Below are 13,052 nucleotides of genomic sequence, written 5' to 3'. Positions count from 1 at the left end.
ATGAAAGCGACCAGCTACAACCAGCGCCTCCAGCGTGCCCAGACGCCCTCCTACGAACGGCTGCAGGCGCGCCTTGCGGAAGGCGACCATCCGACCTCCCAGCCGCTCTGCCTCCATTGCGGCTGGGGACGGCTGCTCATCGGTCACACCTATCCCGATCCCGCCAGTCTGGCCAAGGAATTGCTCACCGAAACGCCCGGCGAGCGCGACATCGCCCTCTACGTGGCCGCTCCGCATCAGGTGCTGGCCCAGGCGCCACAACAGCTGTTTCTCGACCCCAGTGATACCCTGCGGGTCTGGTTCAGCGACTATCGCCCGGCACGCCGGATCTATCGCGGCTTTCGTATCCGCCGCGCCTGCTCCGCGCAGGACTGGAGCGAGATCAATCGGCTCTATCAGCAGCGCCATATGCTGCCCGTGGACACCGAGCGGCTGACGCCGCGGCACAAGGGTGGTCCGGTCTACTGGCTGGCGGAAGACGACGACAGCGGCGCCATCATCGGCTCGGTGATGGGCCTCAATCACGTCAAGGCCTTTAGGGATCCCGATGGCGGCTCCTCGCTGTGGTGCCTGGCGGTCTCGCCCGAGTGCAGCCGGCCCGGTGTCGGCGAGGCGCTGGTTCGCCACCTGATCGAGCACTATGCCAGCCGCGGCCTGGCCTATCTGGACCTGTCGGTGCTGCATGACAACCTGCAGGCCAAGCGACTCTACGACAAGCTGGGTTTCCGCCCGCTGCAGACCTTCGCCATCAAGTGCAAGAACGGCATCAACCAGACGCTGTTCCTCGGCCCCGGCCCTGCCGCCGAGCTGAATCCCTATGCACGGATCATCGTCGACGAAGCCTTGCGGCGTGGCATCGAGGTGCAGGTGGACGATGCCGAAGGGGGTCTTTTCACCCTTATCCAGGGCAACCGCCGCATCCGCTGCCGCGAATCCCTCACCGATCTCACCTCCGCCGTGACCATGACCCTCTGCGCCGACAAGGTGCTGACCAGTCGCACCCTGGCCCGTGCCGGGCTGAAGGTCCCCGAGCAGCAACTGGCGGGCAGCGACGAAGACAACACCGCCTTTCTGGAGAAGCACGGCGCCCTGGTGGTCAAGCCGGTCAATGGCGAACAGGGCAAGGGCGTGGCCGTGGACATCCGCGACGCCGAGCACCTTGCCACCGCCATCCAGGCGGCGCGGCGCCATGACGATCGTGTGCTGCTGGAAAGCTTTCACCAGGGCCTCGATCTGCGGGTGGTGGTCATTGGTCACGAGGTGGTGGCCGCGGCCATTCGCCGGCCGGCGGAAATCGTCGGCGATGGCCAGCACAGCGTCCGGGACCTGATCGAAGCCCAGAGCCGCCGCCGTCAGGCCGCTACCGGCGGCGAGTCGCGCATCCCGATGGACGAGGAAACCGAACGCGCCATCCGCGGCGCCGGTCACGACTGGGACAGTGTGCTGCCCGCCGGCACTCATCTGGCCGTGCGCAAGACCGCCAACCTGCACACCGGCGGCATCCTGGAGGACGTCACCGACAGTCTGCATCCGGTGCTCGCCGACGCGGCCATCCAGGCAGCGCGCGCTCTGGACATCCCCGTCACCGGCATGGACCTGCTGGTCCCAGCCGCCGATTCGCCCGACTACGTCATCATCGAAGCCAACGAGCGACCGGGCCTGGCCAACCACGAGCCGCGGCCCACCGCCGAACGCTTCATCGACCTGCTGTTCCCGCTGTCCCGGGAGGTTCCGCTATGAATCGCTTGCCCGAGCCCGATCTGGATTACCTGCGCAAGGTCCTGCTGGACATGCTGGCGATCCCCAGCCCCACGGGCTTCACCGACACCATCGTCATGTACGTCGCCGAACGGCTCAACGAACTGGACATCCCCTTCGAGCTGACCCGCCGCGGCACCATTCGCGCCACCATCAAGGGCCACAAGGAGAGTCCGGATCGCGCCGTCTCCGCGCATCTGGACACCATTGGCGCCATCGTCCGCGAGATCAAGGACAACGGCCGGCTGGGCCTGGCGGCCGTGGGCCACTGGTCGAGCCGCTTCGCCGAAGGCAGCCGCGTCAGCCTGTTCACCGATGACGGTACCCTGAGAGGCAGCGTGCTGCCGCTGCTGGCCTCCGGCCACGCCTTCAACACCGAAATCGACAAGATGCCGGTGACCTGGGACCACATCGAATTGCGCCTGGACGCCGTGACCAAGAGTCGCCACGAGACCGAGCAGCTGGGCGTGCAGGTCGGCGACTTCGTCGCCTTCGATCCGTTGCCGGAGTTCACCGACAGCGGCTACATCAGTTCGCGCCATCTGGACGACAAGGCTGGCGTCGCCGCCCTGCTCACCGCCTTGAAGATGCTCAAGGAAACCGGCCAGACCCCACCGATCGACTGCCACCCGCTGTTCACCATCACCGAGGAGGTGGGCTCGGGCGCCGCCGGTGCCCTGCCCTGGGACGTCAGCGAATTCGTCGGCATCGACATCGCCCCCGTGGCGCCCGGACAGCGCTCCGACGAGCACCGCGTCAGCGTGGCCATGCAGGACTCCGCCGGTCCCTACGACTATCACCTGTCACGGCACCTGCTGCGCCTGGCGCAGCGCAACGACATCCCGGTGCGCCGCGACCTGTTCCGCTACTACTACAGCGACGCCCACTCGGCGATCAGTTCCGGCCAGGACGTGCGGGTCGCCCTGCTGGCCTTCGGCTGCGACGCCACCCATGGCTACGAGCGCACCCATATCGTCAGCCTGGCGGCGCTCAGCCAGCTGCTGACCGGGTACATGCTCAGCCCGCCGGTGTTCGACAGCGATGCGCAACCGGCCGACAGTTCGCTGGATCGCTTCGGTCACCAGTTGCTGCCGGAAGACACCCAGATGGACAACCAGACGCACCTGCCGCCGCTGGAGGAGGTCGTCGGCGACGGCAGCAAATAGCGTTCGAACCAAGCGCCTGGGGTATCCTGGGCGCCTTTTTTCAGGCACCTCTCGATGATCATCCCCCACGACCAGCTCGCTGCCGCCACCCTCGACAATCTGCTGGAAGACTTCGTCACCCGCGACGGCACCGACAACGGCGACGAAACACCCCTGGCGACCCGTACCCAGCGCGCTCGCCGCGCCCTGGAAACCGGCGAGGCCGTCATTCTCTTCGATCCGGACAGCGCGCTGTGCCAGCTGGTACTGCGCCGCGATGTGCCGCCCGAACTGCTAAACGACTAGCGCGTCTCGCGCCTGTCAGGCACTGCCGCGCGGCGCCAGCAGGATCACCAGCGCCCCGGCCACGCACAGCAGACCGCCCGCCAGATCCGTCCAGGTCGGCCGGGTGCGCTCGACCAGCGCCAGCCAGCCCAGCGAGGCCACCACATAGATGCCGCCATAGGCCGCATAGGCGCGCCCGGCGTAGGCCGACTCGATACGGGTCAGCAACAGGGCGAAGAGCACGAGGCTGGCAAGCCCGGGCGCTATCCACCAGGGACTGCGATCCAGCCGTAGCCAGAGCCAGAAGGCATAGCAGCCGGCGATCTCGAATAGCGCCGCCAAGAAGAACCAGAGATAGTTCAGCATGGCGCCGCGCCGTCTTCCTGGCGATAGGGCAAGGCCTCGGCGGCCCGCTGCGCATAGGCCTGGACGCCGTCGCGCTCCTGGTCGAGAAACTCCGCCACGGCCGCTCTCAGGCCTGGATGCACCAGATAGTGCCAGGAACGGGTCAGGGTCGGTTCAAAGCCGCGAATCAGCTTGTGTTCGCCCTGGGCGCCGGCATCGAAGCGTTGCAGCCCTTCGGCGATGGCGTATTCGATGCCCTGGTAGAAACAGGTCTCGAAATGCAGCTGGTCGAATTCCTGCAGGCAGCCCCAGTAACGGCCATAGAGGGTGTCACCGTCCTTGAGATAGAAGGCCATGGCCACCGGCCGACTGCCCTGGCGGACCAGCACCACCCGAATCGCCTCGGGCAGCCGTTCGGCCAGCAGACTGAAGAAGGCGCGGGTCAGATAGGGATCCTGGCCACGCACCTCGTAGGTGTTGGCGTAGCAGGCATGGACGAAGTCCCACTCCGCCTCGCTCAGCTCATCGCCCTTACGCCACTCGAAACTCACCCCCAGGCCGGCGACCTGGTCACGTTCCTTGCGCAATTGCTTGCGCTTGCGCGAGGTCAGGGCGGCGAGGAAGTCGCCATAGTCGCGATAGCCGCGGTTATGCCAGTGGAACTGGCAGCCAAGCCGCGCCAGCCAGCCGTCGCGATCCTGGAGCAGGGCATCGGCCTTGGGATCGGTGAAGTTCACATGCAGGCTGGAGAGCTCCAGCTCGGCCAGGCTGCTCGTGGTGGCGTCGAGCAGGGTCGCGCAGGCAGCCGGATCGCCCAGCAGGCGCGCGCCCTGCACCGGTGAAAAGGGCACGGCGGCCAGCAGCTTGGGATAGTAGTCGATCCCGGCACGGCGGCAGGCATCGGCCCAGGCCCAGTCGAAGACGTATTCCCCATAGGAGTGCATCTTCAGATAGGCCGGCATCGCGGCTCGCAGGTGCCCCTGGTCATCCTTGAGGATCTGGTGCGCCGGCTGCCAGCCGGTCCCCTGCCCCAGGCTGCCACTGTCTTCCAGGGTGGCAAGGAATTCATGCCGCAGAAAGGGCTGGTCGTCCGCCAGCAGCGCGTTCCACGCGGCAGCAGGCACCTGGGCCAGGCTGTAGAGATACTCGACGATCATCCCACTCCCCTTGCTTGCATTCGGCCTACAGGTCTAACACAGATGAGTACCCGGACGGGCACCTGTGAAAGACTCTGACGGCGGGCTTTCGTGCGGACGAAAAAAAACCGCCGTGAGGCGGTTTCTTTCGAGTGTGGCGTCCCCTAGGGGACTCGAACCCCTGTTACCGCCGTGAAAGGGCGGTGTCCTAGGCCACTAGACGAAGGGGACGTTACCCTGGTGTGACCCTCGCGGATCACGAATTTGGTGGAGCTAGACGGGATCGAACCGTCGACCTCTTGCATGCCATGCAAGCGCTCTCCCAGCTGAGCTATAGCCCCAAGTACAGCATCTTGCCACGCCTGGGCTGCGTGACCGATATGGCGTCCCCTAGGGGACTCGAACCCCTGTTACCGCCGTGAAAGGGCGGTGTCCTAGGCCACTAGACGAAGGGGACGTTACCCTGGTGCAACCCTTGCGGATCACGAATTTGGTGGAGCTAGACGGGATCGAACCGTCGACCTCTTGCATGCCATGCAAGCGCTCTCCCAGCTGAGCTATAGCCCCGTGTACAACGTTCGCCACGTCTGGGATACGTGACTGATATGGCGTCCCCTAGGGGACTCGAACCCCTGTTACCGCCGTGAAAGGGCGGTGTCCTAGGCCACTAGACGAAGGGGACGAAACCTTCTACCGATTTCCCCCAAGGGCGAAACCGAAATTTGGTGGAGCTAGACGGGATCGAACCGTCGACCTCTTGCATGCCATGCAAGCGCTCTCCCAGCTGAGCTATAGCCCCGTCGGTCAGGACGGGGCGCATGTTAAGAGGCTCGGCCTCCCCTGTCAACACCAATAAGAAAAAAACCTGCTAGTAACAGACACTTAAGCCGCAAAACGGCTAGATCGCCCGCGCCAGGGCGGCACGCTGGGCGCGTGCCGCCAGCAGGTAGGTGAACTTGCCGTCGCTGGCGGAGAGCTTGCGCAGGACCTTCTTGTCCAGGGCGCGATAGCCACCCATCTCCAGCGCCGTACGCCCCGAACTGCCGATCAGCATGCCGGGATTGGCCACCATCAGACGGGCGGCTTGCTCCACGGCCTTGGCGTAGCTCTTGCGATCATCGAGATCGTAGCCCTGCAGGGGCAACAGCATGCGCAGCCACTCGGCCCAGTAGAACTCGAGGAATTCCGACGGCAGCACCCGACCGTCCGGGGTACGCGGCTTGTCGTAGCCGATCTGGCGGGTGAAATACACCAGGGCGCGGTAGGGATCGTCGGCCATGGCGGTGAGGCCCAGGGTTTCCGGGAGCTGCTCGGGTAGGATCGGGCGGCCCTGGGGGTCCTTGAGCCAGGCCTTGCGCTCGTCGAGCAGGCGAATCCAGAACTCGGCCATGCTCGCCGCGCCACTGAAGTCATCGGTGACCCTGACCCACACCGAGGTCTCGGGGCCACCGCCGGGGTGTTCCCAGAAGGCGGAAAAGGTGTGGTGACCATCGGTGAGGTAGAGCTGTCGTCCCGGCCCTATGACGACGGTCTTCATCTCATCCGGACAGGTACCGGGCGGCCGCATACCGAGGGCGTCACCGGCCGAGCGCAGACTGGTGCTCGGCTGGACGCCGCCACTCAAGTGCTGGCCGTTGGCTTCGCAGTAGTCGTCGAACAGCTTGCGCCGGTCGCAGGCGTACTTGCCAAGCTTGTACAGCACCTGGTCATGGCCGATCGCGGGCTGGGTGGGGCGCAGCTGGCGCAATTGCACCCGGAGCAGGCTTCCTGGCGACACGGGGTCTTCCTTTCTCGAGAGGTCTTCCCAGGTCCGACAACGGTCCTCCCGGGAAAACTCCTGCCGTCGATCAGACCTTGCGCAGGACCACGCTGCCGATGGAGTAACCGGCGCCGAAGGAGCTGAGCACGCCCAGGCTGCCACTGGCCAGATCCTCGTGGTGCAGATGCAGGGCAATGACCGAGCCGGCCGAGCTGGTGTTGCCGTAGGTATCGAGGATGACCGGCGCCTCGCCAGGCTCGGGTTCGCGCCCCAGCAGGCGCTTGACGATGAGGTGGTTCATCGCCAGGTTGGCCTGGTGCAGCCAGAAGCGCGAGACCCGCTCGACAGGAATATCCAGCTCGGCGAGGTGATTGGCGATCAGCTCGGCCACCAGCGGGCAGACCTCCTTGAACACCTTGCGCCCTTCCTGGACGAACAGCTTGTCCGGGTGGGTCATGCCCTCCTCCGCCGCGCGGTTGAGAAAGCCGAAGTTGTTGCGGATGTTATTGGAGAACTGGGTGAGCAGCCGGGTCCCGAGGATCTCGAAGCGATGCGCCGAGGTCGCCTGGTCGGCGCGCTCCACCACCAGGGCAGTGGCCGCATCGCCAAAGATGAAATGGCTGTCGCGGTCGCGGAAATTCAAATGGCCGGTGCAGATCTCCGGATCTATCACCAGTACCGCCCGCGCCTGGCCCAATTGCACGGCGTTGGCCGCGGTCTGCAGACCGAAGGTCGCCGAGGAGCAGGCAACGTTCATGTCGAACCCGTAGCCCTGGATACCCAGTGCGGCCTGGACCTCGATGGCTACCGCCGGATAGGGGCGCTGCAGGTTGGAACAGGCGATGATGACGCCGTCGATGTCGGCGGCCGTCCGCCCGGCGCGTTCCAGGGCCTCGCGCGCCGCGGCGACCCCCATCTCGCAGAGGATCGACGGCTCGTCGTTGGAACGCTCGGGAATGCGCGGCACCATGCGCGCCGGATCGAGGATACCGGCCTTGTCGACCACATGGCGGCTGCGGATGCCGGAGGCCTTCTCGATGAAGGCGGCGCTGGATTCCGGCTGGGGCGCCAGGCTGCCCTGGGCGATGGCGTCGGCATGCTCGGCATTCCACTGGCCAGCCCACTGATTGAAGGACGCAACCAGCTCGTCGTTGGAAATGCTTTCGGGCGGCGTATAGAGCCCACTACCGCTGATGACCGCGTGCTGCACGGCTATTCCTCTTGTTGTCAGGATGACGCCGTGCCAGTTTGCCGCAAATCCGGGGTGGACGCCCGTGCAATCTCAGCGCCGATTGGCGGCCTCGGCGGCGCGCAGGACGTCGCTGCCCACTTCGCTTTCATACCGCTTGATCAGGGGCGCCACCGCCGCGCGCCAGGCATCGCGCTCGGCAGCCGTCGGCACCAGGATCTTGCTGGTATTGGCCGCCACCACCCGCTCGCGCGCCTTGGCGTTGATGGCTTCGGCATCGCGATTCACCCCTTGGGACACCTCTTCGAGGATGGCCTCCAGCTCGCTGCGGATCTCGAAGGGCAGGCCGTTCCAGAACGTGGTGTTGGTGATGAGCATATAGGTGAGGAAGCTGTGGTTGTCCTCGACGATATAGGGCTGCACGGTATTGATCTTCTGCCCCAGGAGATTCGACCAGGGATTCTCCGCGCCCTGCACCTTGCCGGTGCGCAGGGCGTCGTAGACCTGGGCGAAGGGCAGCTTGACCGCCTGGGCGCCCAGTTGCTGGTAGTAGGCCGCCAGCACATCGGAGGATTCGACGCGGAAGGTCAGGCCCTTGAGGTCGGCGGGGATGTGGATTTCCCGCGTGGCCGAGAGCTGCCTGCCACCGTTGTTCCAGTAGGCCAGCCCGGTGATGCCGTGGGGGACCAGGCTGCCCAGCAGTTCGCGGCTCTTGTCGCGGCGCTGGAAACGCTTGACCGCCTCGATGTTGTCGAACAGAAAGGGCAGATCGTAGACCCTGAGCGGCTTGGCCAGGGCGTTGAGCTTGGACACCGAGGGCGCCAGCAGCTGGACCCGATTGCTGCGCAGGGCCTCCAGCTCGTCGGCATCGCCTACCAGGCTGGAGTTGGGATAGACCTCGATCCGGACCTTGCCGGCCAGCCGCTCCTGCACCAGCTTCTGCACCTGCAGGGCTCCGCGGCCCTTGGGCGTATCGTCCGTCACCACATGGGCGAACTTGATGACGATGGGCTCGGCCACGGCAAGGGGCATGGCCAAGGCAAAGAGTGAGCCGGCCACGGTGGTGAAGAAGGTCTTGATCATGGGATTCCCTGCGTTGAACGATCCATCGGATCGCCCGTGCGACCCCGGTCGCGGTGCGTGCGCGACGCCATTACCTTAGCAGTCGCGGCGGGAAAGGCTGGTCAACGGCGAAAACGGCAAGACGAGTGTGCAAGAAAGGCGGATCAGGGGTAGGGTCAGCGCCGCCGAAGCGGCGCCAGGAAACCATCAGGGCGAAATGGGATCACTTGCGGGGAAGGTTTCCTCGACGGATTCGTCGAGCTGTTCCTCGCTCACCTCGTCTTCATCGTCGGCGACGGGCGGATCGTTGGGCTGCTGTTGGGCATGGACGGCATTCATGGCAAGTCTCCGGACAGGGAAGGGTCTGCAGGGCTGAATGCTTCCAGCCCTGTAGCTTTAGTCATGACTGTGCAGACGGACGTTCAGCTCGTCGACGATCGGTGCCCAGTCGGCGTCGCCCATGATCTCGTCCTTGAGGAAGGCCTTCTGCGCCGGCGACCAGAAGTCGGCTTCGGATACCTTGACCGCGTCGGGCAGCGGGGAGTGGCTGGCGATGAAGTCATCGATGGCAGCCGGATCGGAGTCCAGGCCCAGTTGCTCGAAGAGGGTCGTCAGATCGTGAACAGGAAGTTCCATGGGGGTCTCCAGGCGGTTATCGGTCGTTACGCTCAGGTATCTAGAAAGACGCCAGCCTTGAGGGGTTCCCCTGCCTTAATAAATCCTTCAGCGACGAGCCTTAAGGTACGCCCACGTTCCGCCAACCAGGGCCTCTGCCATGTCGCTTCCCGTCTCTTCCATTCAATTCACCGCCGCGCCGCGCCGCATCCTCGTTACCGGTGCCACCGGCTTTCTCGGCGGTGCCGTCACCCTGCGTCTGCTGGAGCTGGGCCATGTCGAAGGGCTGAGCTTCCTGGTCCGTGCCGCCACCCCGGCGGAAGGCCTGGAGCGCCTGCTGCAGAATCTGCGCGTCCATGACATCGACGAGCGCCTGGCAGCCCTGCTCAAGCCCGAACAGATTCTCTGTGGCGACCTGCTCGACACCCACTGGATCGACGCCGCCAAGCCGCTCCTGCAGACCCTGGACGAGGTCATCAACTGCGCGGCGGTGGCCTCCTTCTCGCGCAATCCGAAAATCTGGCCGGTCAACGTCGAAGGCACCTTCGCCCTTGCCGAGGCGTGCGCCCAGTCGCGGCGCCTGAAGCGCTTCCTGCACGTCAGCACCGCCATGGCCTGCGGCCCGCAGCGCCAATCGCCGGTCGCAGAAACCTGGGATTTCCCCGAACCGGACCAGCAACTGGTGGATTACACCGCCTCCAAGGCCGCCATCGAACTCAAGCTGCGCAACGAGTTGCCGCTGCTGCCGCTGGTGGTGGCGCGCCCCTCCATCGTGGTGGGTCATCGTCGTTCGGGTTGCAAGGCGTCGGGCAGCATCTTCTGGGTGTTCCGCATGGGCTTCGCTCTGGAACGCTTCACCTGCGGCCTCGATGAGCAGATCGATGTCATCCCGGTGGACTACTGCGCCGAAGCCCTGGTGGAACTGGCGCTCAAGCCCAAGCTGAACTACAGCCTGTACCACATCTCCGCGGGTAACGCCGGCGCCTGCACCTTCGGCGAAATCGACGAGGCCTATGCCGGCGCCATGGGCGACGCCCCGGTCGGCGAGCGCTATCGCCAGGTGGACAGCGCCGACCTCAAAGAGCTGGCCGCCGACTTCAACGAGCGCATCGGCCCGGCCAATCCGCGCCTGGTGCTGCGGGCGCTCAAGCTGTACGGCGGCTTCGCCGATCTGAACTACCTGTTCGACAACCAGCGTCTGCTCGACGAAGGCATCGCCGCTCCGCCGCGCTTCACCGACTACCTGGATGTCTGCGTGCATTCCTCGCGGGACATCAGCATCCCGGCGCAGATGCAGTGGGATTTCAAATGAAGCGCGTGCCCGGTGCCGGCGACCGCCAGGCACCGGGCGCTGCTCAGACGGAATCCCGCTCCGGTGAAGTCAGTCGCGAATCCCGGACGATATCGCTGACCGAGGCGTAGCCCCCGCGCGCATCGCGCAACATTGTCCGCAGGTTACCTTCGATGGTGTTGCAGATGGTGCCCATGGTGATCTGGTGCCGACTGCGCTGGAAGGGATTCTGCAGATCGGTACCGACCTTCTCCATCGCCAGGAAGATGAAGCCCACCACGGTGGAGGCCAGCGGTGTGTACCACTGCAGGCTTTCCACCAGACCGATGGGCATGAGCACGCAGAACAGGAAGATGAACAGCCGCGGGAAGTTCACGTAGGGATAGGGCAAGGGCGTATTGGCGATGCGCTCCATGCCACCCTGCCAGTTGGACATGTCGACGAAGGTGGCTTCGAGTCGCTCCAGGCGGATGCTGTCCAGGCGGCCGGCGCGGTATTCCAGGGCGATCAGGCTAGAGGAGCCACTGAGGATGGCATTGGCGAAGTTGTTGGTCTCCTTGCGCATCGACCACTCCTCCTTGCCCAGGTAGGTACGCACCTCCTTGGGTAGGGGATCGCCGCTGAGCTGGCAGGCCAGGCAGCGCACATAGGCGAGATGGCGCTCGATGAGCACCGTCTTGATCGCATTGAAATGCTCGTCACCGTCGTCGATGAGCGTCAGCACCTGGCGAGTGAAGCTGCGCGAGCTGTTGACCATGCCACCCCAAAGGGTGCGCGCCTCCCACCAGCGCTGGTAGGCGCTGGTATTGCGGAAACTGGTCAGCACGATCAGCGCCGAGCCGATCAGCGTCAGGGGGATATTGGGCAGCTCCGCCCGTTTCTCCACCAGCAGCATATAGTCAGCGGTAACGGCGATGTCCCACAGCAGCAGCCAGAAAACCGACCAGCCGACGTAGGTGAAGGTTTGCCGAAGGAATGTCAGGATGCGGTGGAAATAGCCCACGGTGATAGTCCTTAGCGCGTGAAAGAAGGGGTGCCGCCATAGGAACCTGGGGTCGGAAACAGGTTCAAGGCAAGCGTCTGGAGCGCGGATCGCCGCCCACTTCACGCAATTGACCGGTGGCAATTCCATTTCCAGATATGAAGAGCTGTCCGGTCGCAGGCTGCGGCTCTTCGCGACCACAGGAGCTGACCGGGTACCAGATTGCCCAGGGATATCGGCAGCTTTACCGAACATCTGCGCCCAGGTGCGGTCCGACGGACACCATGCCCTTCCGGAGCACTGCCATGACCGCCACCCCGCGCGTTCGTCTGGATGTCTGGAGCGATTACGTCTGCCCCTTCTGCTATCTGGAGCTGCCCCAGCTGGCGCGTCTGCAGGAGGAATTCGGCGACCAGCTGGCCATCGAGTGGCATGCCTTCGAATTGCGTCCCGAGCCCACCCCTACCCTCGATCCTGCCGGCGATTACCTGCGCCGGACCTGGGATCGCGCCGTCTATCCCATGGCGGCGGAGTACGGCATGGTGCTGCGCCTACCGCCGGTACAACCGCGCAGTCGCCTGGCGCTAGAGGCGGCGGAATTCGCCCGCGAGCACGATCGCTTCGACGCCTTCCATCTGGCGGTTTTCCAGGCCTTCTTCGAAGAGGGTCGGGATATCGGTGAGCTGGACGTGCTGCTGGAGCTGGCGCGGCGCACGGGTCTGGACAGCGAGGCGCTGAAAGCCAGTCTCGCCCGTGGCGATCACACCGATCTGGTGCTGCATGCCGAGGATCGCGCCGAAGCCCTGGGCATCACCGCCGTGCCGACGCTGCTGCTGCGCTCCGCCGGGGCGCCCGTCGAAGCGGCTCGGGCACTGGATGGCGCGGTGCCCTTCGCCCAATTGGCGGCGGCCGTCAGGGCGCAGCTGGAGACGGCCGGCGCCTAGCGCTGGGCGTCCGGCGTCAGCTCGGGGAACAGCACCTCGGTAAAGCCGAAACGGGCGAAATCCTGGATCCGCGAAGGATAGAGGCGGCCGATGAGGTGATCGTATTCGTGCAGGACCACCCGTGCGTGAAAACCCTCGGCTTCCTGGTCGACGGCGCGGCCATCGCCATCCACGCCGCGGTAGCGGATCCGCCGTGGCCGCGGCACCTCGCCGCGCAGTCCGGGGATCGACAGACAGCCTTCCCAGCCGAGTTCTTCGCGGGCGTCCAGCACCTCGATCCGCGGATTGATCAGCACCTGCAGCGGCACCGGCGCCGCCTCGGGATAGCGGGCATTGCGCTCGAAGCCAAAGACCATCAGCTGCAGATCTTCGCCGATCTGGGGCGCCGCGAGGCCCACGCCACCGGCGGTGGCCATGGTGTCGAACATATCCTGGATAAGGCCGTGCAGCTCGGCCGAGCCGAAGCGCTCTGCCGCTACCGGCGGCGCCACCCGCAGCAGACGCGGATCGCCCATCTTCAAAATGTCACGAATCATGCGAG

Annotated in this window: 14 protein-coding genes and 6 tRNA genes; 5 read left to right on the top strand and 15 right to left on the bottom strand. The window is 65.2% G+C overall.

Features of this window, described 5'->3' with window-relative positions; genetic code table 11:
- Genes ngg through OMP44_RS06375 form a run of 3 tightly spaced genes read left to right on the top strand, consistent with a single transcriptional unit; the run spans position 1 to position 3,209 of the window.
- Positions 1–1,740, top strand: coding sequence for an N-acetylglutaminylglutamine synthetase (ngg, locus tag OMP44_RS06385; RefSeq protein ID WP_280307023.1), 1,740 nt, complete (start codon positions 1–3; stop codon positions 1,738–1,740).
- Positions 1,737–2,924, top strand: coding sequence for an osmoprotectant NAGGN system M42 family peptidase (locus tag OMP44_RS06380; protein WP_017640298.1), 1,188 nt, complete (start codon positions 1,737–1,739; stop codon positions 2,922–2,924). Before ngg ends, OMP44_RS06380 begins: the two co-directional genes overlap by 4 nt.
- Positions 2,925–2,978: 54 nt before the next feature.
- The gene (locus OMP44_RS06375) at positions 2,979–3,209 is read left to right on the top strand and encodes a YheU family protein (protein ID WP_158896618.1); all 231 of its coding nucleotides are present in this window, start codon (positions 2,979–2,981) and stop codon (positions 3,207–3,209) included.
- A 15-nt stretch (positions 3,210–3,224) separates the two neighbouring features.
- On the opposite strand, the gene OMP44_RS06370 is transcribed toward OMP44_RS06375, so the two are convergent.
- The 13 genes from OMP44_RS06370 to OMP44_RS06310 all read right to left on the bottom strand — a co-directional run bounded on the left by OMP44_RS06370 (position 3,225) and on the right by OMP44_RS06310 (position 9,315).
- On the bottom strand, positions 3,225–3,554 hold the full coding sequence (locus OMP44_RS06370) for a YnfA family protein (RefSeq protein ID WP_187978966.1): 330 nt from the start codon (positions 3,552–3,554) through the stop codon (positions 3,225–3,227).
- Positions 3,548–4,690, bottom strand: coding sequence for a GNAT family N-acetyltransferase (locus tag OMP44_RS06365; protein ID WP_273862923.1), 1,143 nt, complete (start codon positions 4,688–4,690; stop codon positions 3,548–3,550). Before OMP44_RS06365 ends, OMP44_RS06370 begins: the two co-directional genes overlap by 7 nt.
- Positions 4,691–4,824: 134 nt before the next feature.
- Positions 4,825–4,900 (bottom strand) — tRNA-Glu (locus OMP44_RS06360).
- Positions 4,901–4,934: 34 nt separating this feature from the next.
- Positions 4,935–5,010 (bottom strand) — tRNA-Ala (locus tag OMP44_RS06355).
- 40 nt (positions 5,011–5,050) lie between these two features.
- A tRNA-Glu gene (locus OMP44_RS06350) sits at positions 5,051–5,126 on the bottom strand.
- A gap of 34 nt (positions 5,127–5,160) precedes the next feature.
- Positions 5,161–5,236: transfer RNA gene (locus OMP44_RS06345), tRNA-Ala, on the bottom strand.
- A gap of 39 nt (positions 5,237–5,275) precedes the next feature.
- Positions 5,276–5,351 (bottom strand) — tRNA-Glu (locus tag OMP44_RS06340).
- Positions 5,352–5,392: 41 nt separating this feature from the next.
- A tRNA-Ala gene (locus OMP44_RS06335) sits at positions 5,393–5,468 on the bottom strand.
- A 99-nt stretch (positions 5,469–5,567) separates the two neighbouring features.
- Positions 5,568–6,446, bottom strand: coding sequence for a ParB/Srx family N-terminal domain-containing protein (locus tag OMP44_RS06330; RefSeq protein ID WP_280307019.1), 879 nt, complete (start codon positions 6,444–6,446; stop codon positions 5,568–5,570).
- Between the two features lie 70 nt (positions 6,447–6,516).
- A complete protein-coding gene (locus OMP44_RS06325) occupies positions 6,517–7,638 on the bottom strand; it encodes a beta-ketoacyl-ACP synthase III (RefSeq protein WP_280307018.1) in 1,122 nt (373 codons plus the stop codon).
- Between the two features lie 72 nt (positions 7,639–7,710).
- Positions 7,711–8,700 (bottom strand): DctP family TRAP transporter solute-binding subunit, encoded by a 990-nt coding sequence (locus tag OMP44_RS06320; protein ID WP_280307017.1) that lies wholly within the window; start codon positions 8,698–8,700, stop codon positions 7,711–7,713.
- A 186-nt stretch (positions 8,701–8,886) separates the two neighbouring features.
- Positions 8,887–9,018 (bottom strand): hypothetical protein, encoded by a 132-nt coding sequence (locus tag OMP44_RS06315; RefSeq protein ID WP_007162893.1) that lies wholly within the window; start codon positions 9,016–9,018, stop codon positions 8,887–8,889.
- A gap of 57 nt (positions 9,019–9,075) precedes the next feature.
- Entirely contained in the window at positions 9,076–9,315 is a 240-nt protein-coding gene (locus OMP44_RS06310; protein ID WP_133859439.1) for a DUF2789 domain-containing protein, read from the bottom strand.
- Positions 9,316–9,454: 139 nt separating this feature from the next.
- Between OMP44_RS06310 and cprA the strand changes: the two genes are divergently transcribed.
- Positions 9,455–10,606, top strand: a complete 1,152-nt coding sequence (gene cprA, locus OMP44_RS06305) for a cationic peptide resistance protein CprA (RefSeq protein ID WP_133859440.1) — start codon at positions 9,455–9,457, stop codon at positions 10,604–10,606.
- 43 nt (positions 10,607–10,649) lie between these two features.
- Here the strand turns inward: cprA and OMP44_RS06300 are convergent, their stop codons facing one another.
- A complete protein-coding gene (locus OMP44_RS06300) occupies positions 10,650–11,588 on the bottom strand; it encodes a bestrophin family protein (protein ID WP_252977103.1) in 939 nt (312 codons plus the stop codon).
- Positions 11,589–11,872: 284 nt separating this feature from the next.
- On the opposite strand from OMP44_RS06300, the gene OMP44_RS06295 reads away from it, so the two are divergent.
- The gene (locus OMP44_RS06295; protein WP_187978961.1) at positions 11,873–12,511 is read left to right on the top strand and encodes a DsbA family oxidoreductase; all 639 of its coding nucleotides are present in this window, start codon (positions 11,873–11,875) and stop codon (positions 12,509–12,511) included.
- Here OMP44_RS06295 and def read toward each other — a convergent pair.
- Positions 12,508–13,047: a peptide deformylase gene (def, locus tag OMP44_RS06290; RefSeq protein WP_133859443.1), complete on the bottom strand. Its 540-nt coding sequence runs from the start codon at positions 13,045–13,047 to the stop codon at positions 12,508–12,510. The genes OMP44_RS06295 and def overlap by 4 nt on opposite strands.
- Between the last annotated feature and the right edge of the window lie 5 nt (positions 13,048–13,052).

The organism is Pseudomonas flavocrustae, assembly GCF_029872515.1.
In the GTDB taxonomy this organism is placed as follows: domain Bacteria; phylum Pseudomonadota; class Gammaproteobacteria; order Pseudomonadales; family Pseudomonadaceae; genus Chryseomonas; species Chryseomonas aestiva.
This window is presented reverse-complemented; position numbering and strand designations above follow the sequence as displayed.